The sequence below is a fragment of the Actinoplanes sp. NBC_00393 genome, assembly GCF_036053395.1.
Classification (GTDB): Bacteria; Actinomycetota; Actinomycetes; order Mycobacteriales; family Micromonosporaceae; genus Actinoplanes.
On the sequence record NZ_CP107942.1, the window covers coordinates 5,018,405 to 5,041,075 of the forward strand.

Genomic DNA, 22,671 nt, shown 5'->3' on the forward strand with positions numbered 1-22,671 from the left:
TCCGTTCGGTGGACCTGTCCGCCACCCGGCTGCGCGGTGCGGCCGAGGTGACGGACAGGCCCCGGCAGCTCACTCCTCCGGAGTAAGAACCACCTGGTCGGTGCCGGTCTGCGGCGGCGTGCCGGTGTCGGTGTACGACGCGACGAAGACCGCCGTGAGGTTGTCCGCCCCGGCGTGCCCGCCATCGACGAACGTGGTGATCGAACCGGTGCAGCCCTGCGACGTGGAGAGCGGGTGCCCGTGCTCGTCGTGGCCGAGGATGTAGGTGACCGTCACCGCGGCGCAGTTCACCGGGGCGTCGTCGGTGACCTGCACCTCGTACGTCACGGTGTCGCCGAACTCGAACGGCTGGTCCTCGACCGGGGTCACGAAGGTGACCACCGGTGCCAGGGTGCCGACCGGCAGGATCACCTCGGCCGACGCGGACCGGCCGGTGCTGTCGGTGACCTTGAGCGTGGGCCGGTAGGTGCCGTTCGCGGTGAACGTGTGCGTCGGGTTCGGCTCCCGGGAGTCGACCCGGCCGTCGGCGTCGAAGTCCCACGCGTACCGGATCGGGTCGCCGTCCGGGTCCACCGTGCCGGCGCTGGAGAACGTCACGGTGAGCGGCGCCTGGCCGGACGTCGGCGTCGCCGACGCCTTGACGATCGGCGTACGGTTCCCGCGCACGAAGTCGAACCGGGACAGTTGCGCGTCCGGGTTCTCCGCGAAGTAGCCGTCGCCGTACTCCAGGACGTAGAGCGCGCCGTCCGGCCCGAACTCCAGGTCCATCGGGTTGTCGAAGACCAGCTCCGGCAGCACCGAGTCGATCTGCGTGACCTGGTTGCGCCGGTCCAGGTGGAACGCCTTGACGAAGTCACGGGTCCACTCGGCGAACAGCGGCAGCCCGTCGAACGTCTCCGGCCACTTGAACGGCGACCGCGAACGACGGTCGTAGTCGTAGGCCGGCCCGCCCATCGGCCCGATCCCGCCGGTGCCGAAGGCCGGGTGGGCCGCGTAGGTGTAGATCACCTCGGCGCGCTCGACCGGCGGCAGGTTGCGCAGACCGGTGTTGCGGGGTGACTCGTTGACCGGCGCTGCGCAGTTGAACGGCGCGCCCGACACCCCGGTGGCGAAGTCGTAGTCCACATAGGGCATGTCCGGCGTCACGCAGTACGGCCAGCCGTAGTTCGCCGGCTTGTCGATCGCCATCCAGCGCCCGTGCCCGGCGGGCCCGCGTGCCGGGTTGGGGTTCTGCGCGTCCGGCGAGTAGTCGGCCAGGTAGACCACGTCGGTGTCCGGATCGACGGTGAACCGGAACGGGTTGCGCAGACCCATCGCGTAGATCTCCGGGCGGGTCTTCGGGGTGCCCGGGCGGAACAGGTTGCCGCGCGGAATCGTGTATCCGCCGTTCTTGCCGACCCGGATCCGCAACAGCTTGCCGCGCAGGTCGTTGGTGTTGGCAGAGGTGCGCTGCGCGTCGAAGACCGGGTTGCGTTCCGGCCGCTCGTCGATCGGCGCGAACCCGTCGGAGAAGAACGGGTTGCTGTCGTCACCGGTGGACAGGAACAGGTTCCCGTGCGAGTCGAAGTCGATCTTTCCGCCCACGTGGCAGCACTGACCCCGGTCGGTGCCGACTTCGAGGATCTTCTGCTCGGTGTTCAGCCGGAGCGTGTTGCCCACCAGCTTGAACCGGGACAGCCGCAGCACACCCCGGAACCGGGCCCAGTCCGCCTCGGTGCCCTCGTTCGGCGCGTTGCCCTCGTTGACCGTCGGGGTGGCCGGGTCGTCGGTCGGCGTGTTCAGCGGCGGCGAGTAGTAGATGTAGACCCACTTGTTGTGCTTGAAGTCCGGGTCGATCGCGATGCCCTGCACACCCTCCTCGTCGTGTTGGTAGACGGGGATGGTCGCGGCCAGGACGTTGCGGCCGGTGGACGGCTCGTGGATGCGTACCTGCCCGGTGCGGGCGGTGTGCAGCACCCGCCGGTCGGGCAGCACGGCGAGCGCCATCGGCTCGCCGGGGAAGTCGTTGAGGGTGACCTTCTGGAAGTCGGAGGAGGGCGGCAGATCGTGACCCGGGTGGGCCACGGCTGCGGTCGGCACGGCCAGCACGGCCACGCCGACGACACTGATCAGCTTTTTGAAGGTCAGCATCAGAACCGCAGCCCGGCCAGGAAGTCGTAGCCGACCTTCGCGGTCACGAGGGCGTCGGCGGGGGTGCGCGGCGGGCTGCCCGCGTCGTCACGCTCCACGATGTACTCGACGAGGCCCGCCTCCCGCGAGCGCTCGAAGATCCGGCCGAAATCGATCAGGCCGGCGCCGGGGTCGGCGAAGCTGCCGTTCTCGTTGAGGTCCTTGACGTGCACCTGCTTGATCCGGCCGCGGTGCTTCTTGATCAGGTCGACCGGGTCGCTGGCGCCGCGGAACGCCCAGAACAGGTCCACCTCGAGGTGCACGAGCCGCGGGTCGGTGTCGCCGGTCAGGATGTCGAAACCGGTCACGTTCGTGCCGGACTGACGGAAGAACTCGTTCTGGTGGTTGTGGTATCCGAAGCTCAGGCCGGCCCGGCGGGCCAGCTCGCCGGCGCGGTTCAGGTCGCGGGCGAAGGCGCGGTAGACGGCCGCGTCGCGGATCGGCCCGTTCGGGCCGGCCCCGAAATACGGATGCACGATGTACTTGTTGCCGACGATCGCGGCGTCGTCCAGGGTCCGCTTCCAGGCGTCGGCGTCGAACGGCTGTGGGATGCCGGCGTGGCCGGACGTGGCCCGCAGGCCCGCGGCGTCGAGCGCGGCGCGGAACTGGGCCGCGGTGCGGCCGACGAACCCGGCGTGCTCGACCCGGGTGTAACCGATCTCGGCGAGTTCGGCGAGGCTCGCCTCGAGGTCGATGGCGAGCTGGTTGCGCAGGGTGTAGAGCTGGACGCTGATCTTGTCACGCGGCACGCGGTGGATGGAGCCTCCCCCGCCCGCGGTCGCTGCTGCGGCCGGCCCGGCCAGCGCGCCGGCGGCTCCGGCCGCCGCGGCTGCGCCGAGGAGTCCCCGGCGACTGAGTGACTGCGACATTGCGGTCCCCCCTCACATAGACACATCTACATGAGTGAGGACGTTACCGAGCTGTTTCATCCACAGAGAAGTCAAGTTTCTTCAGATCCAGCGAAAGTTCGCGACCCACAGACAAAACCGTCGGGGTACGACCATGGCCGCACCCGCCGAATCGTGACAGTTCCGCCGGTTCCGCGCGATCCGGCCACCCGGTCCCGGCCCCAGCGCGGCCGCCGGGAAAGGGCAGCGGGGCACGCTCACCCCACGCGTGCCTCGGCATCAGCGGTGGTGATCGCGTCGGTGAGGACGGCGAGGCCCTCGCGTGCCTCCTCCTCGGTCAGGGTCAGCGGCGGGCCGAGGCGGAGCACGTTGCCGTACAGGCCGCCCTTGCCGACCAGCAGACCGCCTTCCCGGCACAGGTCGAACACCCGCACCGTGCTGGCCGGATCCGGCTCGGTGGTGCCGGGGCGGACGAACTCCAGTCCGATCATGAGCCCGCGTCCGCGTACCTCGGCGAGGATCGGCGCCGACAGCGCGCGCAGGCCGCCCAGCAGGATCTCGCCGACGCGCCTCGCGTTGCCCTGCAGATCGTGATCGAGGACGTAGTCGAGGACCGCGTTGCCGGCCGCCGCGCTCACCGGGTTGCCGCCGAAGGTGGAGAAGCTGATCGCCGGCACCGCGTTCATCACCTCGGCCCGGCCCACCACGCCGCCGAGCGCGAAGCCGTTGCCGATGCCCTTGGCGAAGGTGATCAGATCGGGCGTCACGCCGTGCGCCTGGTAGCCCCAGAAGTGCTCGCCGGTGCGTCCCCAGCCGGTCTGCACCTCGTCGGCGATGAGCAGGATGCCGTGCTCGGCGAGGACCTTGCGGTACGCCCCGAGCAGCCCGTCCGGCCCGTGCACGAACCCGCCCACCCCCTGGATCGGCTCCGCGATCAGCGCTGCCACGTCCCCGGCGGTGACCGTCGCGAGCACCTCGCGCAGATCGTCGACCGCCGCGTCGATCAGGTCGCCGTCGGCGAGCCCGGCCATCCGCCCGCGCAACCGGTCGGCCGACGACAGCCAGTTGACCGTGAGCGGGGTGAGCGAACTCGACGACCAGCTGCGGTGCCCGGTGATCGCCATGGTGGCGAAGGTCCGCCCGTGGTAGCCGTTCTTGATCGCCAGGATCTGGTTGGAGCGGCGCACGTTGCAGGCGAACAGCAGCGCGGACTCGTTGGCCTCGCTGCCGGAGTTGGTGAAGAACACCCGCGCGTCCGGGATGCCGGAGACCCGGGCGATCTTCTCGGCCAGCTCGACCTGCTGCCGGATCAGGTAGAGCGTCGAGGTGTGCGCGACCCCGGTGTCGACCTGCCGGCGGACCGCGTCGCTGACCTCGGCGATGTCGTACCCGATCATCGTGGTCAGCACGCCGCCGAAGAAGTCCAGATAGGTGCGGCCGCCGGCGTCGGTGACCCGGCGGCCACTGCCGGAGACGATCTCCAGGGCGTCGTCGCCGTAGTACACGGGCATCCAGCCGGGCATGACCGCCCGGTGCCGGTCGAGAAGACTCATCGCAGTTCCTCCTGGAGATGAATGTTCAGCGCCAGCCGTGGGGGTGGCCCAGGCCGCGCCGGCCGCTGCCGCGGCTGGTGTGGAACGCCGCCGACGCGAGCACGCCGGCCAGTTCGTCGTAGCCGCCGGCGACCAGGCCGGCGGTCACCCGCAGATGGTCGTCGGGCAGCGGGGTCACGCAGAACGGCGCGCCTGGTGCGGCCGCCACCCCGTGCGCGGCCAGCGAGATCAGCGCGTTCTGCTGGTCGGGGACGGTCATCCAGAGGTTGATCCCGTCGGCAGCGACGGCCTCGACACCGCGCGCGTGCAGCGCGGCCAGCAGCGCCGCCCGGCGGGCCGCGTAGGCCGCCCGGGCCGCGGTCACCTGCGCGATCGCACCGGTGTCGGTGAGCAGGTCGAGCAGGACCCCCTGCAGCAGACGGCTCGACCAGCCCGGCCCGAGCAGGCGCCGGTCGGCGACCGCGTCGATCACGTGCGCCGGTCCCCCGACGGCGGCCAGCCGCAGGTCGGGTCCGTGGCTCTTGGAGAAGCTGGCCACGTGCACGGTCCGGTCCGGCAGGTGCGCCCCGATGCTGACCGGCGGCGCCGACGCGATGTCACCGGCGTGATCGTCCTCGACGACCAGCAGACCGGGCGCCTCGAGGAGGATCTCGGCGAGCGCCTCGGCACGGGAGAGCCGCATGCTGACGCCGGTCGGGTTGTGCGCCCGGGGCTGCAGGAACAGCGCGACCGGCCGGTAGTCGCGCAGCATCTGCCGCAGCGCCGCCGGATCGATCCCGCCGTCGTCCATCGGCACCCCGATCACGGTCGCGCCGACCGCCTGCAACAGGTCCAGCAGCGGCGCGAACGCCGGGTTCTCCACCAGCACGTGATCGCCGAACCGCAGGACCGCGCCGGCGATCCGGTCGAGGGCGTCCATCGCGCCGTCCACCACGGTCAGTCGCTCCGGCGGGTACGGCCACCGCTCCCGCAACACCTCCTCCAGCCCCGGCAGCACCGGCGCGTCGAGGTAGCTGCCCGCCCACCGGCCGTCGCCGATGCGGCGCAGCGAGTCGCTCAGGTCGGGCAGCAGCGCCGGATCCGGCACCCCGGTCGACAGGTCCCGGGGCAGCGACACGTGCACTCCGCTGAGCTGGCTGTACCGCAGCCGTTCGCGCGGCGGCAGCGGCCCGGCGACGAACGTGCCGGAGCGGCCGCGGGTCTGGATCGCCCCGGCGTGGATCAGGCTGCGCCAGGCCTCGCTCACCGTGGTGGGGCTGACCCCGAGCTCGCTCGCCACCGACCGCACGGTCGGCAGCCGGCCACCCGCCGGCAGCCGGCCGGCGGTGATCAGGCGGCTCACGGCCGCGGCGATGCCCCGGGCGCTGCGGTCCTGGACCGCCCCGGTGATCAGGGTGAGCAAATTACCTCTCCGAAACAATCAGTTACGTACCGGCAATTGTTCGCTTCAATGTGTGTCGTTAGTGTCCTACGGCATCCGGCGCTGACAAGCAACCCCTGGCGCAGGACCTATCACAGGGAGTAGACACACGATCACAGGCGCTTTTCCTGGCGTACTGCGCGTGACGGATCAAGAGAGGGGCCGCAAATGACGACCGGAGTCGTCCGCGCCGCCCTCGTCCAGACAACGTGGACGGGCGACAAGGAATCCATGATCAAGGCGCACGAGGACTACGCCCGTGACGCCGCCGCCCAGGGCGCGAAGGTGATCTGCTTCCAGGAGCTGTTCTACGGCCCGTACTTCTGCCAGGTGCAGGACGCGGCCTACTACGAATACGCGGAATCCATCCCCGGCCCGACCACCGAACGCTTCCAGGCTCTCGCGGCCGAGCTCGGCATGGTCATGGTCCTGCCGATGTACGAGCAGGAGCAGCCGGGCGTGCTCTACAACACCGCTGCCGTGGTCGACGCCGACGGCAGCTACCTCGGCAAGTACCGCAAGAACCACATCCCGCAGGTCAAGGGCTTCTGGGAGAAGTTCTACTTCCGGCCCGGCAACCTCGGCTACCCGGTGTTCGACACCGCGGTCGGCAAGGTCGGCGTCTACATCTGCTACGACCGGCACTTCCCCGAAGGCTGGCGGGCGCTCGGCCTGAACGGCGCGCAGATCGTCTTCAACCCGTCGGCGACCAGCCGCGGCCTGTCGGCGTACCTGTGGCAGCTGGAGCAGCCGGCCAGCGCCGTGGCGAACGAGTACTTCATCGGCGCGATCAACCGGGTCGGCGTGGAGCCGCTGGGCGACAACGACTTCTACGGGCAGACGTATTTCGTCGACCCGGAAGGCAAGTTCGTCGGCGACGTCGGCGACACGCACAACGCCGAGCTGATCGTCCGTGACCTGGACCTGAGCCTGCTCGAGACGGTCCGCAACCGGTGGCAGTTCTACCGCGACCGCCGGCCGGACAGCTACGACGGGCTGGTGACGCCGTGACCATCCTGATCAAGGGCGGGACCGTGGTGGGCCCGACCGGCGCGGTGAAAAGCGATGTCCTGATCGACGGCGAGACGATCGCGGCGATCTTCGCGCCCGGCCAGGCACCTCAAGTCGAGAACACCATCGACGCCACCGGGAAGTACGTCATCCCGGGCGCCGTCGACGCGCACACCCACATGGAGCTCCCGTTCGGCGGCACCCACGCCAGCGACACCTTCGACACCGGCACCAAGGCGGCCGCGATCGGCGGGACGACCACGATCGTCGACTTCGCCGTGCAGCGCTACGGCGAGGTGGTGCAGGACGGCCTGGCCGCCTGGCACGCCAAGGCCGAGGGCAACTGCCACATCGACTACGCCTTCCACATGATCCTCGGCGGGGTCGACGACGAGTCGCTCAAGGCGATGGACCAACTCGTCTCCTCCGAGGGCATCAGCAGTTTCAAGCTGTTCATGGCGTACCCCGGGGTGTTCTACTCCGATGACGGCCAGATCCTGCGGGCCATGCAGAAGGCCCGCGACAACGGTGCCATGATCATGATGCACGCGGAGAACGGCCCGGCCATCGACGTGCTGGTCAAGCAGGCCCTGGAGCGCGGCGAGACGGACCCGATCCACCACGGCCTGACCCGCCCGCAGGAGCTGGAGGCCGAAGCCACCAGCCGGGCCATCTGGCTGGCGAGCGTCGCCGCCGACTGCCCGCTCTACATCGTGCATCTGTCCGCTTCGAAGGCGTTGGAGCAAGTGGCCGCGGCACGGAACAACGGCCGCAATGTGTTCGCCGAGACCTGCCCGCAATACCTCTACCTGACCCTGGAGGACCAGCTCGGCGCAACCGGTTTCGAGGGCGCCAAGTGGGTCTGCTCGACGCCGCTGCGCAGCAAGCACGAATCGCACCGGGCGGATCTCTGGCAGGGCCTGCGCACCAACGACCTGTCGGTGGTGTCGACCGATCACTGCCCGTTCTGTTTCAAGGACCAGAAGGAGCTGGGCCTCGGCGACTTCTCCAAGATCCCGAACGGGATCGGCAGCGTCGAACACCGGGTGGACCTGCTCTACCAGGGCGTCGTCGACAAGAAGCTGTCGCTGAGCCGCTGGGTCGAGACGATCGCCACCACCCCGGCGCGGATGTTCGGTCTCTATCCGAAGAAGGGGATCATCGCGCCCGGCTCGGACGCCGACATCGTGCTCTACGACCCGAACGGGCGGACCCGGATCAGCGTCGAGACGCACCACATGAACATGGACCACTCCGCCTGGGAGGGCTGGGAGATCGACGGCAAGGTCGACACCGTCCTGTCCCGCGGCGAGGTGATCGCGTCCGGTGGCGAGTACACCGGGCGGGCCGGCCGCGGCCGGTATCTCAAGCGCGGGCTCAGCGACTACCTGCTCTAAGGGGCCCAGATGGACATAGGTGTAGTGCTCCAGAACGACCCACCGGCACTCGAAGTGGTCGAGTGGGCGAAGAAGGCCGAGGCGGCCGGCTTCAGTCACTTCTGGACGTTCGACTCACACGTGCTCTGGCAGGAGCCGTTCGTCGTCTACTCGGCGATCCTCGGCGCGACCGAACGGATCGTCGTCGGCCCGATGGTGACCAACCCGGGCACCCGGGACTGGACGGTCACCGCCTCGCTGTTCGCGACGCTCAACGAGATGTACGGCAACCGCACGATCTGCGGCATCGGCCGCGGCGACTCGGCGCTGCGCGTCCTCGGTCTCACCCCACAGACATTGGGCCAGCTCCGCGAGAGCGTCCAGGTGATCAAAGGGCTGGGCAACGGCCAGAGAGTCACGGTACGCGGAAACGAGATCCAGTTCGCCTGGGCGCCGGACAGTCGCCTCGAGGTCTGGGTCGCTGCTTACGGCCCGAAAGCGCTCGCGCTGACCGGGGAGGTGGGCGACGGCTACATCCTGCAGCTCGCCGACCCGGACATCGCCGAGTGGATGATCACCGCCGTAAGAAATGCCGCCGCCGCCAAAGGCCGGGACCCGGACGCGATCAAGTTCTGTGTGGCCGCGCCGGCGTACGTCGGTGACGACCTCGCACACCAGCGGGACCAGACCCGCTGGTTCGGCGGCATGGTCGGCAACCACGTGGCCGACATCGTGGCCCGCTACGGCGGCAGCGGCGCGGTCCCGCAGGCGCTGACCGACTACATCAAGGCCCGCGAGGGCTACGACTACTCCGAACACGGCCGGGCCGGCAACACCCACACCACGTTCGTGCCGGACGAGATCGTCGACCGGTTCTGCGTGCTCGGCCCGGTGGAGAACCATGTGAAACGGTTGCAGGAGCTGAAGTCGCTGGGCGTCGACCAGTTCGCGGTCTACCTGCAGCACGACGCCAAGGAGGAGACCCTCGCCGCGTACGGCGAGCACATCATCCCGGCGTTCGGATGAGGAGGGCCCTCGCGGTTCTCGCCGGGCTGCTGGTGGCTGCCCTGGTCTGGGAGGGCTACAAGGCGGTCGGCAACCCCGAGGGGACGGTGCTGTTCGGCGTGCGGGTGCTCCCGCGCGCCGACGACCTCTCCATGCCGCACCTTTGGACGATCGCCGAGCGGCTCGGGGCGCCCGAGCTGACCGGCGGCCGTCCGGTGTGGCTGGTCGTCCTCGAGGCGTGCCTGTTCACTCTGGGGATCACGGCCGTCGGCTTCCTCGCCGGCGCCGTGGTCGGGCTCGCCCTGGCGGTGGCGATGCAGCGCTTCCGGATCGTGGAGCGCGGGCTTCTGCCGTACGTCATCCTCTCTCAGACCGTGCCCCTGGTGGCGCTCGCGCCGCTGATCGCCGGCTGGGGCGGCACGATCATGCCGCCCTGGGCGACGGTCGCGGTGATCGCCGCCTACCTGGCCTTCTTCCCGGTCGCCGTGGGCATGCTGCGCGGCCTGCAGTCGCCGGGCACGGCCGGCGTCGAGCTGATGCGCAGCTACGCCGCCGGCTGGTGGCGCACGCTGGTGAAGCTGCGCTTCCCCGCGGCGCTGCCCTATCTGTTCCCGGCGCTGCGCCTGGCCGGCGCGGCCGCGGTGGTCGGCGCGGTGGTCGGGGAGATCTCCACCGGTACGCGTGGCGGCATCGGCCGCCTGATCATCGAGTACTCGCGGGAGGCCACCTCGGACCCCGCCAAGGTCTACACGGCCATGCTCGGCGCGGCGCTGCTCGGCCTGCTGGTGGCGGCCGCCGTCACTCTGCTGGAGGTGCCGCTGATGCGGCACCGGCGTCACGTGGAGGTGGTGACCCTATGAGCGCTGTGGTCGTGGACCAGGTGACGAAGGTCTTCAACCAGGGCCGGCCGGATGAAGTCACCGCGCTGTCCGAGGTGGACCTCGCCGTGGGTGACGGCGAGTTCGTGTCGCTGATCGGGCCGTCCGGGTGCGGCAAGAGCACCCTGCTGCGCCTGATCGCCGACCTGATCGAGCCGACCACCGGCACGGTCACCGTGGCGGACCGGCCGGCCGCGCAGGCCCGCCGCGAGCAGGAGTACGGCATCGCCTTCCAGCAGGCCGGCCTCTTCGAGTGGCGGACCGTGCGCCGCAACGTCGAACTGCCCCTGGAACTGCGCGGCATCGGCCGGGCCGAGCGCCGGGCCAAGGCCGAGGAGATGCTGGAACTGGTCGGTCTGGCCGACTTCGCCGGGCACTACCCGGGCCAGCTCTCCGGCGGCATGCAGCAGCGGGTCGCGATCGCCCGGGCGCTGGCCGTGCAGCCGCCGCTGCTGCTGATGGACGAGCCGTTCGGCGCGCTCGACGAGATGACCCGGGAACGGCTGCAGTCCGAGCTGCTCGCCATCTGCGCCAAGACCCGGACCAGCACCGTCTTCGTCACCCACTCGATCTCCGAGGCGGTGTTCCTCTCCGACCGGGTGGTGGTGATGTCGGCCCGCCCCGGCCGGATCACCGCGTCGATCGAGGTGAACCTGCCGTCCCGGGACGAGGCCGGCCGGCAGTCCCCGGTCTACTTCGACAAGATCACCGAGGTACGGAAGGCGCTGCGCGGATGAAGCGCCTGCTGCCGCCGGTGATCGCCGGGATCCTCGCGCTGGTCCTCTGGGAGCTGACCGTCACGCTCGGCCGGGTCGCCCCGTTCATCCTGCCCGCCCCCACGGCGATCTGGCGCGAGCTGGTCGCGCAGCGCGGCAACGTCTGGGAGGCGGCCCTGGCCAGCGGCGCCAACGCCCTGGTCGGCCTGATCGCCGGCAGCCTCCTGGCCATCCTGGCCGCCCTCGCGGCCAGCCGGTTCCAGGTGCTCGGCGAAGTCTCGATCCCGTTCGCCGCGGTGATCAGCGCGCTGCCGATCATCGCGCTCGCCCCGATCCTCAACAACATGTTCGAGTCGACCAGCAGCGTCCCCCGCCGACTGGTCACCGCGATCGTCGTCTTCTTCCCGGTCTTCCTGAACACGCTGCGCGGCCTGCGCGAGGTGAACCCGGTCCACCAGGAGCTGATGCACACGTACGCGGCCGGCGGCTGGACCTTCGCCCGCAAGGTCCGCCTGCCCGGCGCGCTCCCCCATCTCTTCACCGGTCTGCGGCAGGCGTCGTCGCTGGCCGTGATCGCCGCGGTCGTCGCCGAGTACTTCGGCGGACTGCAGGACGGGCTCGGCGCGCGGATCACCTCCGCGGCCGCGTTCACCGCGTACCCCCGTGCCTGGGCCTTCGTGGCCGGCGCCTGCCTCCTCGGACTCACCTTCTACCTGGTCACGCTCCTGCTGGAGCGCCTGGCCATGCCGTGGAAAACACGCCTGATCGACTAGGGGTTCCTATGCGACGTCTCCTTCTCGCCTCCCTACTTCTCCTTGCCGCGTGCGGCACCGCCGACACGCCCAGCACACCGGCCCCGGGCGGCAGCGGCGCCCTCACCCCGATCAAGCTGCAGCTGCAGTGGTTCTACCAGGCCCAGTTCGGCGGCTACATCGCCGCGGTGGACCAGGGCTTCTACAAGGAGCAGGGGCTCGACGTCACGCTGCTCGAAGGCGGCGTCGACATCGTCCCGCAGACCGTGCTCGCCCAGGGCAAGGCCGACTACGCGGTGGCCTGGGTGCCGAAGGCGCTCGCCTCCCGCGAGCAGGGCGCCGGCATCACCGACGTCGCGCAGATCTTCGCCCGCTCCGGCACCTACCAGGTGGCCTGGGCGGACAGCGGCATCAAGACGGCCGCCGACCTGAAGGGCAAGAAGGTCGGCAACTGGGGCTTCGGCAACGAGTTCGAGCTGTTCGCCGGGATGACCAAGGCCGGCCTCGACCCGGGCAAGGACGTCACCCTGGTGCAGCAGCAGTTCGACATGCAGGCGCTGCTGAAGAAGGAGATCGACGCCGCCCAGGCGATGAGCTACAACGAGTACGCCCAGCTGCTCGAGGCGAAGAACCCGGCGACCGGCAAGCTCTACACCCCCGAGGACTTCTCGATCATCGACTGGAAGACCGAGGGTTCGTCGATGCTGCAGGACGCGGTCTGGGCGAACACCGAGAAGCTCAACGATCCCGCCTACCAGCAGCAGACCGTGAAGTTCCTGACCGCCACCATCAAGGGCTGGGCGTTCTGCCGGGACAACGCGGAGAAGTGCCGTGACCTGGTCGTCGCCAAGGGCTCGAAGCTCGGCAAGAGCCATCAGCTCTGGCAGATGAACGAGACCAACAAGCTGGTCTGGCCGGCCGCCGGCGCCGGCATCGGCGTGATCGACGAGGCGGCCTGGAAGCAGACCGTGGACATCTCGCAGACCACGAAGAACCAGACCGGCGACACGGTGCTGACCAAGGCCCCGGAGGGTCTGGCGTACACGAACGACTACATCAACCAGGCGATCGAGCAGGCCAAGGCCGCCGGCATCGACGTGACCGGCACGTCGTTCCAGCCGGCGACCGTGACCCTGTCCGAGGGCGGCGCTTGAGTTAAATAGGGATCAGCCGGGCGGCAAGGGCGACCGCGGTCAGGTCGCCCTTGCGCAGCTTCTCGGCCGCGTCCTTCTCGCCGAGGCCTTCCAGGCGCACCGCGGACGCGTCGATCAGCGCGTCCTCCCCGGCCAGCAGGCGGCGCGCGATGCGCGACTGGGCCGGGCTCAACTCGGCGTACGCGCAGCGGTCCAGCGCGGCGACCGTCTCCTCGTCGAGCTCGCCGTTCATCGCCCGCTCCGTGACGATTTTGATCAGCCAGGCCGGCCACCAGCTGTACTTGCCGATCACCTGACCGGAGTGCAGGGCGGCGGCCGGCGGATGGCCGTGGGCGAGCATCTTGACCGCGACGTCGCCGTCGAACCGCTCCATCCGCAGGGCGCCGACGAAGACCCGCAGGATCGACTGGGTCTTGACGAACTCCTCGGCCTCGTTGGCCGCCTCACCGAGGCGGCCTTCGAGCAGATGGCAGAGCGCGTACGCCTCCCTCAGCTCGAACTGCTCGCCGGAGCGCTCGCCGAGCCGCTCCACCGTCGCCACCAGCCGCTCGACGCCCTTGCGGGCCCGGTCGGCCAGCTCCTCGGCGTTCGGCTTGTTGAGGTGCCGTACCACGATGTCCGCGGCGATCTCCGCCTCCCGCCGCAGCAACGGCGACGAGATCTTGGCGGTGATCAGGTCACCCAGACCCTCGGTCAGGTACGCGGTGTCGAACCGGTCGGAGGCCTCTAGGAACTGCGCCCACCAGGACGCCGGGTGTCTCCGCTGTTGTGTCACCAACTAAGCGTGACGGACCGATTACGCTCCGGCAAAGGATTCGGGTTATGGGACTACTCACGACCGGTTTTCGTCAGCTGCCGCGGGTCCAGCAGGCCGCCCTTCACCACGGTCCGGCTCAGCGGGCGGGTGAGCGCGGCCAGCCGCAGGCAGCCCTCCTCGCCCAGCACCCGGTACGCCGGCTCGGCCAGCCGATCGGTGGTCGCCTCCAGATCGGCCCGCAGGCGCCGGCCCTGATCGGTGAGCCCGTTCTCGTCGAGCAGGCCCCGGGCCCGGAGGTCCTCGGCCGCGGCCGCCCACGCGTCACGGGTCCAACCGCGGGTCGGGCGCAGGAACCGCTCGTCGATCTCGCCGCTGGCGACGTGCAGCACGATCGCCTCCAGCCCGGTGATGCCGGCCGTCAGCAGCGCCGCCACGTGCCCGTCGCCGCGGAACTCGCGGAGCAGCATCTGCGCGTGGAACAGCACCAGGTGCGGCTGCTCCGGCCAGGGCAGCTCGGCGTGCGCGGCGAACAGCGGGCGCCCCTGCGGCCACTGCCCGGCCGCCAGCGCCGCGGTGCGGGCCAGCTCGGCGGCCTCGGCCATCTCCGGCCCGGCGACGACGTCAGCGCCGAGGCCGCGGGTCAGGGCGGCGTCCGCGGCGTCGAGCCGGGCGGCCACCATCGCGGCCGGGGTGGTCCGCTCCCACACGGCCGGCAGGATCCGGGCCACCAGGGCCGGGTTGAAGTTGTAGAAGGTGGCGGTGACGATGCCCGGGCCGACCGGGCCGAACGCGGCGCCCCGGGAGGCGAAGTAGCCGGCCGAGGCGTCCACGCCGCACGCCGCGTACCGCTCGGCGGCCTCGGGCACGAAATACACCAGCGCGTGCAGCGGCTCGGTGACCCGCCAGGCCAGGCGGTACGGACTCTCGGTCATGACGGCTCCCAGGGCAGCTCTTCGATCTCTGCCGCGGACACTACCGTCCCGGAGTGCTGCGGCGGAGGGCGCTCGGCGACCGTCCGCCACCGGCCGGACTGCCGCGCCGCCTCCCGGACGACCAGGTGCACCGGCAGCGGGGGCGGCATGAACGGGCCGGTTCCCCAGCGCACCCAGATGGCGACCCGGCCGGCCTCCGCCTCGGCGAGCAGCTTGTCGACCGTACGCTGCCGGTCCAGGCGGTCCACCTCGATCGCGATCGGGGCGGCGCCGGGACGGGCGCAGGCGACGTCCAGCACCGAGTTGCCGCGCAGCGGGGGCGGCAGCGGGAAGACGCTGGGCGCCCGCCTATAGACCCGCCAGCCCTGGGCGGCGCCCCACTCCGCGACCGCGTCCACGATCCGGGCGGTCGCCTGGTCCGCGGTCAGGTCGGCGAAGGTGAGCCGGTCCAGCCACGCTTCGAGAGAGTGCGCGGGGTCCACCGCCGTACCTTAACGTCACGCCGCGGCGGCGGCCGAACGCTGCGCCGCGAACCGCGCGGTCATCTCCTCGGCGCTCACCGGCCGGCCCAGGTGGTAGCCCTGCCCCACGGTGTAGCCCAGCCGGTGCAGCCGGTCCGCCTGCTCCTGGTTCTCGATGCCCTCGGCGACGGTGTCCAGGCCGAGCGCGCCGGCGAGCTGCACGACCGCGCGGGCCACCGCCTGCCGGGCGTCGGCCGCCGCGGTGCCCGGCTCGTCCAGTTCGATGCCGTCGACGAACGACTTGTCCAGCTTGACGATCGAGGCCGGGAAGCTGCGCAGCAGGCTCAGCGACGACTCGCCGGTGCCGAAGTCGTCCAGCGCCAGGCGTACGCCCATGTCGTGCAGTTCGTGCAGCACCCGCAACACCCGCTGCCCGCGCAGCACCGCCGACTCGGTCAGCTCCAGCACCAGCCGATCAGGCCCGAGGCCGTGGTCGGCGAGCGCGGCCCGCACGTCGGTCACGAAGTCCGGATCGTGCAGCTGGAGCACCGAGACGTTCGGCGCGACCTTGTTCAGCGCGTCCGGGCCGAACTCGGCGAGCCACTCCGCCGCCTGCCGGCACGCCTCGCGCAGCACCCACCGGCCCAGCGGCACGATCAGGCCGGTCCGCTCGGCGGCCGGGATGAACTCGATCGGCGGCACCAGGCCGCGCTCCGGATGGAACCAGCGGACCAGCGCCTCGACCCCGATGATCCGGCCGTCCGCGAGCCCGATGATCGGCTGGTAGAAGAGCCGGAACTCGCCGTCGTCGAGGGCCCGGCGCAGGTCGCCGCCGAGCCGGGCGTGCGCCTGGGCGGGCTGTTCCATCCCGGCGGCGTAGCGCACCCAGTTCGCCTTGCCGCGCTGCTTGGCCGCGTACATGGCGGCGTCCGCGTCGCGCAGCAGCTGACTGGCGGCGGTGCCGGCCGGCGCGGTGGCCAGGCCGGCGCTGACGTGCACGAGCAGCCGGTGCGAGCTGATCGGCGCCGCGGTCGCGGCCATCACCCGCTCGGCCACGGCGGCGCCGCGGTCCGCGTCGGTGATCAGCACCGCGAACTCGTCACCGGCCAGCCGGGCCACCGAGCCGTCCAGGCCGGCCGCCTCGCACAGCGCGCCGGCGAACCCGACCAGCAGCCCGTCGCCGACGTCGTGGCCGAGTGAGTCGTTGACCGTCTTGAAGTCGTCCAGGTCGACCAGGAGCACGGTGGCGTCGCCGCTGGTCAGAGCCTCGTCGAGCCACTGCCGGAACAGCGCCCGGTTGGCGAGCCCGGTCAGCGGATCGTGGGTGGCCTCGTGCCGCAGCCGGGCCTCGGAGGCCTGCTTCTCGCGCAGCAGCCGGGTGTTCTCCCGGAACACCACGTACTGCCGCACCGCGACCAGGGCGGTCACCACGACCGCCACGAGCACGATGAGCCGGCCCTCCCAGGCGCCGGGCCCCCAGTGCTCCGGGCGAAACAGCACGTCGGCGACCGGCACGTCGACCGCGAGCACGGCCAGGTAGGGCAGCCAGACGTTGCCGGGCCGCACCGACGCCTTCGCCGCGGCCCGCTGGCGCCGGGCGGCGAGGGCGAGCAGCAGCCCCGACAGCGGCATGCAGAGCGCCTGCGCCGGGACCGCACCCTCGTAACCGCCGATCACCGAGAGCAGCGCCACCCCGGCCGCGCACAGCCCGGTCGAGGCGACCAGGCGCATCGCGCTGCGGTCCACCGGCCCGCCGGCGATGTACGACACCTTGGTGATCGACCCGGCGGCGAATGCGCAGGCCAGCAGCAGGATGGTCAGCGCCGAGACGGTCCACGGCTCGGGCGCCAGGACCATCGGGGCGATCCCGAAGTGCCAGAGCACCGCCGAGCAGCCGAGCAGCGCGATGGCGCGGTCCAGCCACTGCTTGCCGCGCTCGTACCGGCTGGTCACGCCGAGCGGCACCGAGGCGACGCCCCACATCGCGAGGAGCACACCTGAGCAGATCAGCGCGGCGGCGGCCGGGGGCATCGACGGCAGCTCCGGGCCGATCCGGAACGCCTCCGCCGCGAGCAGCGCGAAGCCGGCCGCGAACAGGTAGGCGCAGATCTCGACGGGCCGCCAGAACCGGCGGCCGGCCGGGGCCAGCGGCACGGACCGGCGCAGGTCCCGGATGGCCAGGCCGCCGACGGCCATCACCAGCGGCATGAACAGGAAGCCGATCGCGACCGGGCCGGCGCCGGTGAGGACCCACCAGACGTACCAGATCGCGCTGAGCAGCACGATCGTGGTGGCGGCCGCGACGTATCGCCACGACCCGGTCATGAGGCGACCGTCCGGGTCCGCTGCTTCTCCGCGTACATCCGCAGGTCGGCCGCATTGAGCAGCTGGTCGGGGTCGGTCGCCGGCCCGCAGGCGGCGCCGATGCTGGCACCCACGGTGAGCCGGTGCCCGCCGATCTCGGCGGGTGCGGTCAGCGCCTCGCGGATCCGGGCCGCGAGCCGTCCGGCCGCCGCGTCGCCGCCGGCCACCAGGACCGCGAACTCGTCGCCGCCCAGCCGGGCCGGCACGTCGTCCGGGCCGGCGCACTCGCGCAGCCGGTCGGCGACGTGCCGCAGGACCGCGTCGCCGGCGCCGTGGCCGTACGTGTCATTGATCTGCTTGAAGCCGTTGAGATCGATCAGCAGCACCGCCGCGTCGCCGGCCGCCGCGGTCACCCCGGCGGTGAACCGGCGGCGGTTGGCCAGGCCGGTGAGCTCGTCGTGGTCGGCCTGGTAGCGCAGCCGCTCGTGCAGCTCACGCGACTCGGTGACGTCCCGCGAGTTGCAGACCACGCCGCCGATGCCCGGCTCGTGGGAGAGGTTCACCGCGACCACCTCCAGCCAGCGCCAGGTCCCGTCGGCCCGGCGGTACCGGCCCTGGTAGGTCAGCTGCGCGCCCGGCGTCGAGTAGAGGACCGCCAGGTCGCCGGCGAGCCGCGCCTTGTCGTCGTTGTGCAGGATCTCCAGCGACGAGCGGTCCAGCGCGTAGGCGGCCGGCAGCCCGAGCACCTTCTCCACGGCCGGGCTGACATAGGTGAACCGGCCGTCCGGCGTGGCGATCGAGGTGATCTCGGAGGCGTGCCGCAGCAGCGACTCCAGGCGCCGCTCCCGCTCGTCCAGCCGGTCCAGCAGGCGGTTGTTCTCGGCGAGCGCGAGCACCTGCCGGGCCACCACCAGGGCGACGTTCACCAGCAGCCCGGCCAGGGCGCCCCAGGCGGGCAGGGCGAGACCTCCGGCGGCGAGCGCGGCCACCAGGGTGGCTGCGCAGACGACCGTTGCCATGTACGGGAGGACGCTGTACCGCCGCCCGCGGGCCGGCCGCTCACCCACCGGCCTGGCGAACGAACCCGGCGCGCCGGTCAGCAGCTGGATCCGCGGGCTGAAGAGCAGCATCAGGCACGGACCGATGATCAGGATCATCTGGGTGCCGGTGTCCCCCGCGCCGGCGGCCGGCAGCAGCGCGGTCCCCACGGCCTGCAGCATCGTCGCCGCGGTGATCGGGACGGCCGCCGCCGTGCCGGCCGGGCTGTTGCCGCTGAGCAGCAGCTTCACCGCGAGCAGCACCGCGCAGAACATGACGCCGCTGCCGACCACCGCGGTGGCGATCGCGGCCGGGCCCGCCGACGCCAGGGACGGGCGGGTCATCAGGCACCAGGCGACCGACGCCGCGGCGCTGTTCACGATCGTGGCGTCGAGCAGGAACCGCAGACGCTGGCCGCCCGACCAGCTCCCGGTCGGATCACCAGGGCGACGCCGCACACCAGGATCACGCCGAGCAGCGCGGCGGCGGTCTGCGCCGGGTGGAACTCGAGCCGGTCCAGCGAGGGGTCGGCGAGCACCGTCGCGCACTGCACCAGGTCCCCGGCGGCGAAGATCAGCCCGGCGGCGGAGACGGCACGCCAGAACCGGCGGGCCTCCGGTGACAGGTCGAGGGTGCGGTGCACCTGCCGGGACATCCAGAACAGCAGGAGGTCCAGGAACGGCATGACGAGCCAGGTGACCAGCAGCTGTGCCCGGGCGCTACCGAGGTCCAGCGCGTACCCGGCGGACAGCACGACACCGGCCACGGCGAGCGCGGCCAGCACCGGGTCCCGCCACAGCCGGGCCGGGCGGGCGGCGTCAGCGACCGCAGCGGGCATGGTCTTCCTTCCGTCATTCCCTGTACCTGCCTGCGATCGGCCCGTCCGGGCGCGGGCTTAGCCTTTCCCCACTCGCACAACCGCCACGTGATCTTCGCTGGACGGCCACCGATCGCCAATATATTGATGCTCTTATATTCGCTGGCGAGAGGGGCATCGATGGGCGTGTCGAGGACGAGTCGCTGGACGGCGGCCGCCGCGGTCGGGCTGCTGGCGGCGGCATTCACCGCGGCGCCGGCCGAGGCGGCGGTGAGCCGGGCCGAACTGGCGCTGCGCTGGGCGCCGATCCACTACCAGGACGTGGACGCCACCGGCGCCCACGCGCTCGGCGGCAAGGCCGACATGATCACCCGGTACGACTTCGACGGCAATCTGAACGGCCGCGACAACTGGGACAACGCCGGGAGCGAGACGGCCGCCCACGCCTACTACTCGGTGGCCGAGACCGCCACCCACTGGTACCTGACCTATCTCTTCTTCCACCCGCGGGACTGGGTGGACCACCCGTTCTTCGAGACCGAGCACGAGAACGACGGGGAAGGCGTGCTGCTCGTGGTCGAGCGGGACGGGTCGGACCACGGGACGCTGCGGGCGGCGGTCACGGTGGCGCACAGCGACTTCTACTCGTACACGCCGGCCGGCAGCACTTGGACCGGCGGCGGCGAGACGGTCGACGGCACGCTGCAGTTCCAGTCGTCACCGCACGACGGGTTCTCGCACCCGGTCACCGCGCAGGAGGCCAAGGGACATGGGCTGAAGGCGTACCCGCAGTACACGATCAACGGGGACGGCATCGTCTACTACCCGTCGACGGTCGCCGAGTCGCCGTCCGGTGCGAACGACCGGGACGTGCGCTACCGGCTCGTCGACGTCTTCGCGTCCGGCGGACTGTGGGCGCAACGCAACAACAGCAGCCTGTTCGCCGGCCTCGGCACGTTCGCCGGGGACACCAGCGGCGGGTGCGGCACCGGCACCTGGTCGTGCGGGACCAACTCGGCGAACGCGCCGTGGGGCTGGGACGACGGGAACGACACGGTGGGCCGCGGTGAGATCGCCACCGATCCGGCGAAGCTGGCCACGGCGTACTTCACGGTTCCGGGGGCGCCGGCACGGGCGTACAGCTACAACCCGTACACCGCGGCGGCCGCGGCGCTGCGGGAGGCCGCGCGCACGCTGCCGCCCACGGTCGACTGACCACAGCGACCGGCCCGCCCGCGATTGTCATGGCGCGATGGGCGGGCCGGTCGCCGGGAGTCTGTCAGAGCTCCGGAGTGGCGATCGGCTCGGGCTCGTCGACCGGCTCGTCAGTCGGCTCGCTGGTGGGCTCGTCAGTCGGGGTTTCGGTCGGCTCGTCCGAGGGCTCGTCGACCGGCTCCGACGACGGGGCCGGCGTGGGCGGCACCGAAGGAGTCGGCGTGGGGGCCGGCTTGACCACCTTCTTCGTGCCGGTCGCCTGCACTTTGGCAGCGGTGTAGACGGCGCCGGTGGCCGTACCGGTGATGGTGATCTTGAAGCCGGCGGCCAGCGCGCTCACCTGGACCTTCCTGCCGTTGAGCAGGACCCGGACGCCGGCCGGCACGGTGACCGTCACGGTCTTGCCCTTGACGTCCTTGGTGCCACTCTTCACCGCGACGGTCACCGTGCTGCCCTTGACGGCGGTCACGGTGCCGGTCGCCGCGAAGGTGACCTTCTTGGCCGGCGTCTTCTTCTTCGCGGGCTCCTTCTTGGCCGGCTTCTTCGCGGCCGCCATCTGGACCGCGGACGACGAGGAGCTCTGGGCGAACGCGGCCACGCCGGTGCCGACGACGGGGACGGTGACGACCACGGACAGGGCGATGGCGGTGGCCGTGCGGCGCATACGCATGAGTGGAACTCCTCGACTCGGGGGAGTTTCCATCGTGGTGACGTCCGGGTCCCATCCGGTTGTCGCTGTGGTTGCGGGATGGTTGCACCGGGTTCCCGCCGCTTTTCACGGATAGCGCCGGATAGTCGCCCGTTCGGCCCTTCTGTGACTGGCGATGCGCAACGTGAGGAGAAGCACGGGAGTTGACATGGTCGTCCGACTGGGTGAATGTCCTGGGATGCACGATGTTTGGCCGGCGCCGGGCCTCCTTCTGGCCTCGCGGTACCGCCTCGTCACGCTGCTGGAAACCGGCGGCATGGCGCAAGTCTGGCGGGCCGTGGACGAGTTGCTGGACCGGCCGGTCGCGGTCAAGCTCCCGGCCGGTGACACCCGTGCCGCGCATCTGGCCTGGCGCGAGGCCCGGCTGGCGGCCCGCCTCTCGCATCCCGGCATCGCCGCGGTGCACGACTACCGCGAGGCGGTCCGCCCCGACGGCTCGGTGGCCCCGTTCGTGGTGATGGAGCTGCTCAGCGGCGAGACCGTGGCGGCCCGGCTGGTCGACGGCCCGATCCCGTGGGGCGAGGCGGTCTCGATCGGCACCGCCGTCGCCGAGGCGCTCGCCGCCGCACACGCGGCCGGCGTGGTGCACCGCGACATCAAGCCGGGCAACGTGATGCTCTGCCCGGGTGGCGTCAAGCTGCTCGACTTCGGGATCAGCGCCGCCGCCGGCGAGCCCGACGACGACGACACCGGCGCCACGTTCGGCACCCCGGCGTACGCGGCGCCCGAACGCCTGGACGGCAAACCCGCCGAGCCCGCCACCGACCTGTACGGGCTGGGTGTGCTGCTGTTCGAGATGGTGGCCGGCGAGCCGCCGTACTCGGTGGACACCTGGGAGGAGCTCGCCGCGGCCCAGGCGTCCGGCCCCGCGCAGCTCCCCGAGGGCCTGCCTGCCCGGCTACGGGAGCTGATCGCCCGGTGCCTGCAGGACGAGCCGCACCGGCGTCCCTCGGCCGCCGAGGCCCGCCGGACACTGGCCCGCCTGATCCCGTCCTCACCGGCCCGCAGCACCATCCCGCTGCCCGAGCCACCACCGACCGGCCTGGCCCGGGTCATCCCGGTCACGGCCCGCCCGTCGTCGACAGCCGGCCGGGTCGGCGCCGTCGCCGGCCTCGTCCTGGTCGTCGCCGCCTTCATCGCTCTGATCAACACGGTCGGCGGGCCGGAGGGCGACGACAACGTGGCGCAGGCCCCGCCGGCCGGCACCCCGTCGGCCGCGCCGTCGGTCACCACGAAGGCGGCGCCGGAGCCCCCGACGGCCGCCACCACCAGAGCCACGCCGACCGCGACGCTGACCCTGGACGCGGCGCTGAGCCGGGTCCGCGCGGCGGTCGAGAAGGGTGAGGAGCTCGGCGAGATCCGGCCGGACGTCGCCCTCGACCTGATGAATCTGCTCCGTCAGATCGACAGCGGCTCGGCGGAGGTCGGCGACCAGGTGGAGCTGCTCAGCAGCAAGGTGCGGCAGCGGCTCAGCGAGGGCGCGATGACCGAGACCCGGGCCTCGGTCCTGCAGTCCCGCCTGAGGGATCTGCGGGGTGTGAGCGGCGCCTGAGCCG

20 protein-coding genes are annotated in these 22,671 nt (G+C 71.5%); 9 read left to right on the forward strand and 11 right to left on the reverse strand.

The genetic code is table 11. The features are described 5' to 3' along the window. Positions 1–69: 69 nt before the first annotated feature. The 4 genes from OHA21_RS23555 to OHA21_RS23570 form a co-directional block, all read right to left on the reverse strand. Positions 70–2,130: a PQQ-dependent sugar dehydrogenase gene (locus tag OHA21_RS23555; RefSeq protein ID WP_328477064.1), complete on the reverse strand. Its 2,061-nt coding sequence runs from the start codon at positions 2,128–2,130 to the stop codon at positions 70–72. Beyond that, a complete protein-coding gene (locus OHA21_RS23560; RefSeq protein WP_328477066.1) occupies positions 2,130–3,038 on the reverse strand; it encodes a sugar phosphate isomerase/epimerase family protein in 909 nt (302 codons plus the stop codon). The genes OHA21_RS23555 and OHA21_RS23560 overlap by 1 nt, the downstream gene beginning before the upstream one ends. Before the next feature lie 236 nt (positions 3,039–3,274). Continuing rightward, positions 3,275–4,570 (reverse strand): aspartate aminotransferase family protein, encoded by a 1,296-nt coding sequence (locus tag OHA21_RS23565; RefSeq protein WP_328477068.1) that lies wholly within the window; start codon positions 4,568–4,570, stop codon positions 3,275–3,277. A gap of 25 nt (positions 4,571–4,595) precedes the next feature. Beyond that, on the reverse strand, positions 4,596–5,972 hold the full coding sequence (locus tag OHA21_RS23570; protein ID WP_328477070.1) for an aminotransferase-like domain-containing protein: 1,377 nt from the start codon (positions 5,970–5,972) through the stop codon (positions 4,596–4,598). 186 nt (positions 5,973–6,158) lie between these two features. Here OHA21_RS23570 and OHA21_RS23575 point away from each other — a divergent pair, with 186 nt between their 5' ends. From OHA21_RS23575 to OHA21_RS23605, 7 genes are read left to right on the forward strand one after another with little or no spacing between them, the layout of a single operon-like run. Next, positions 6,159–7,001, forward strand: a complete 843-nt coding sequence (locus OHA21_RS23575) for a nitrilase-related carbon-nitrogen hydrolase (RefSeq protein ID WP_328477072.1) — start codon at positions 6,159–6,161, stop codon at positions 6,999–7,001. After that, positions 6,998–8,398 carry a dihydropyrimidinase gene (hydA, locus tag OHA21_RS23580; protein WP_328477074.1) on the forward strand — a complete coding sequence of 467 codons (1,401 nt, stop codon included), beginning with the start codon at positions 6,998–7,000 and terminating at the stop codon, positions 8,396–8,398. Before OHA21_RS23575 ends, hydA begins: the two co-directional genes overlap by 4 nt. Before the next feature lie 24 nt (positions 8,399–8,422). Continuing rightward, on the forward strand, positions 8,423–9,403 hold the full coding sequence (locus OHA21_RS23585; protein WP_442875132.1) for a TIGR03842 family LLM class F420-dependent oxidoreductase: 981 nt from the start codon (positions 8,423–8,425) through the stop codon (positions 9,401–9,403). After that, positions 9,400–10,242, forward strand: coding sequence for an ABC transporter permease (locus tag OHA21_RS23590; protein ID WP_328477078.1), 843 nt, complete (start codon positions 9,400–9,402; stop codon positions 10,240–10,242). Before OHA21_RS23585 ends, OHA21_RS23590 begins: the two co-directional genes overlap by 4 nt. Beyond that, a complete protein-coding gene (locus OHA21_RS23595) occupies positions 10,239–10,997 on the forward strand; it encodes an ABC transporter ATP-binding protein (RefSeq protein ID WP_328477080.1) in 759 nt (252 codons plus the stop codon). Before OHA21_RS23590 ends, OHA21_RS23595 begins: the two co-directional genes overlap by 4 nt. Beyond that, on the forward strand, positions 10,994–11,749 hold the full coding sequence (locus OHA21_RS23600; protein WP_328477082.1) for an ABC transporter permease: 756 nt from the start codon (positions 10,994–10,996) through the stop codon (positions 11,747–11,749). The genes OHA21_RS23595 and OHA21_RS23600 overlap by 4 nt, the downstream gene beginning before the upstream one ends. Before the next feature lie 8 nt (positions 11,750–11,757). Then, positions 11,758–12,882: an ABC transporter substrate-binding protein gene (locus OHA21_RS23605; RefSeq protein ID WP_328477084.1), complete on the forward strand. Its 1,125-nt coding sequence runs from the start codon at positions 11,758–11,760 to the stop codon at positions 12,880–12,882. A gap of 1 nt (position 12,883) precedes the next feature. Here the strand turns inward: OHA21_RS23605 and OHA21_RS23610 are convergent, their stop codons facing one another. Genes OHA21_RS23610 through OHA21_RS23635 form a run of 6 tightly spaced genes read right to left on the reverse strand, consistent with a single transcriptional unit; the run spans position 12,884 to position 19,212 of the window. Then, on the reverse strand, positions 12,884–13,657 hold the full coding sequence (locus OHA21_RS23610; RefSeq protein WP_328477086.1) for a hypothetical protein: 774 nt from the start codon (positions 13,655–13,657) through the stop codon (positions 12,884–12,886). A 53-nt stretch (positions 13,658–13,710) separates the two neighbouring features. After that, complete coding sequence (locus OHA21_RS23615; RefSeq protein WP_328477088.1) at positions 13,711–14,571, reverse strand: SCO6745 family protein; 861 nt, start codon at positions 14,569–14,571, stop codon at positions 13,711–13,713. Continuing rightward, positions 14,568–15,053, reverse strand: a complete 486-nt coding sequence (locus OHA21_RS23620) for a hypothetical protein (RefSeq protein ID WP_328477090.1) — start codon at positions 15,051–15,053, stop codon at positions 14,568–14,570. Before OHA21_RS23620 ends, OHA21_RS23615 begins: the two co-directional genes overlap by 4 nt. Before the next feature lie 15 nt (positions 15,054–15,068). After that, positions 15,069–17,357, reverse strand: coding sequence for a putative bifunctional diguanylate cyclase/phosphodiesterase (locus tag OHA21_RS23625; protein WP_328477092.1), 2,289 nt, complete (start codon positions 17,355–17,357; stop codon positions 15,069–15,071). Further along, positions 17,354–18,832: a diguanylate cyclase domain-containing protein gene (locus OHA21_RS23630; protein WP_328477094.1), complete on the reverse strand. Its 1,479-nt coding sequence runs from the start codon at positions 18,830–18,832 to the stop codon at positions 17,354–17,356. The genes OHA21_RS23625 and OHA21_RS23630 overlap by 4 nt, the downstream gene beginning before the upstream one ends. Then, positions 18,751–19,212, reverse strand: coding sequence for a hypothetical protein (locus OHA21_RS23635; RefSeq protein WP_328477096.1), 462 nt, complete (start codon positions 19,210–19,212; stop codon positions 18,751–18,753). Before OHA21_RS23635 ends, OHA21_RS23630 begins: the two co-directional genes overlap by 82 nt. Positions 19,213–19,371: 159 nt before the next feature. Between OHA21_RS23635 and OHA21_RS23640 the strand changes: the two genes are divergently transcribed. After that, on the forward strand, positions 19,372–20,406 hold the full coding sequence (locus tag OHA21_RS23640) for a hypothetical protein (RefSeq protein ID WP_328477098.1): 1,035 nt from the start codon (positions 19,372–19,374) through the stop codon (positions 20,404–20,406). Positions 20,407–20,470: 64 nt separating this feature from the next. Here OHA21_RS23640 and OHA21_RS23645 read toward each other — a convergent pair whose 3' ends face one another. After that, on the reverse strand, positions 20,471–21,076 hold the full coding sequence (locus OHA21_RS23645; protein ID WP_328477100.1) for a hypothetical protein: 606 nt from the start codon (positions 21,074–21,076) through the stop codon (positions 20,471–20,473). Between the two features lie 217 nt (positions 21,077–21,293). Here OHA21_RS23645 and OHA21_RS23650 point away from each other — a divergent pair, with 217 nt between their 5' ends. Further along, a complete protein-coding gene (locus OHA21_RS23650; RefSeq protein WP_328477102.1) occupies positions 21,294–22,667 on the forward strand; it encodes a serine/threonine-protein kinase in 1,374 nt (457 codons plus the stop codon). Positions 22,668–22,671 lie beyond the last annotated feature (4 nt).

Bases quoted from the DNA above. Each gene is read 5' to 3' on its own strand.
- OHA21_RS23565 (WP_328477068.1), bottom strand. From the start codon at position 4,570: ATGAGTCTTCTCGACCGGCACCGGGCGGTCATGCCCGGCTGGATGCCC.
- OHA21_RS23640 (WP_328477098.1), top strand. From the start codon at position 19,372: ATGGGCGTGTCGAGGACGAGTCGCTGGACGGCGGCCGCCGCGGTCGGG.
- OHA21_RS23560 (WP_328477066.1), bottom strand. From the start codon at position 3,038: ATGTCGCAGTCACTCAGTCGCCGGGGACTCCTCGGCGCAGCCGCGGCG.
- OHA21_RS23590 (WP_328477078.1), top strand. From the start codon at position 9,400: ATGAGGAGGGCCCTCGCGGTTCTCGCCGGGCTGCTGGTGGCTGCCCTG.
- OHA21_RS23645 (WP_328477100.1), bottom strand. From the start codon at position 21,076: ATGCGTATGCGCCGCACGGCCACCGCCATCGCCCTGTCCGTGGTCGTC.
- OHA21_RS23555 (WP_328477064.1), bottom strand. From the start codon at position 2,130: ATGCTGACCTTCAAAAAGCTGATCAGTGTCGTCGGCGTGGCCGTGCTG.
- OHA21_RS23650 (WP_328477102.1), top strand. From the start codon at position 21,294: ATGCACGATGTTTGGCCGGCGCCGGGCCTCCTTCTGGCCTCGCGGTAC.
- OHA21_RS23605 (WP_328477084.1), top strand. From the start codon at position 11,758: ATGCGACGTCTCCTTCTCGCCTCCCTACTTCTCCTTGCCGCGTGCGGC.
- OHA21_RS23635 (WP_328477096.1), bottom strand. From the start codon at position 19,212: ATGCCCGCTGCGGTCGCTGACGCCGCCCGCCCGGCCCGGCTGTGGCGG.
- OHA21_RS23625 (WP_328477092.1), bottom strand. From the start codon at position 17,357: ATGACCGGGTCGTGGCGATACGTCGCGGCCGCCACCACGATCGTGCTG.
- OHA21_RS23615 (WP_328477088.1), bottom strand. From the start codon at position 14,571: ATGACCGAGAGTCCGTACCGCCTGGCCTGGCGGGTCACCGAGCCGCTG.
- OHA21_RS23600 (WP_328477082.1), top strand. From the start codon at position 10,994: ATGAAGCGCCTGCTGCCGCCGGTGATCGCCGGGATCCTCGCGCTGGTC.
- OHA21_RS23595 (WP_328477080.1), top strand. From the start codon at position 10,239: ATGAGCGCTGTGGTCGTGGACCAGGTGACGAAGGTCTTCAACCAGGGC.
- OHA21_RS23575 (WP_328477072.1), top strand. From the start codon at position 6,159: ATGACGACCGGAGTCGTCCGCGCCGCCCTCGTCCAGACAACGTGGACG.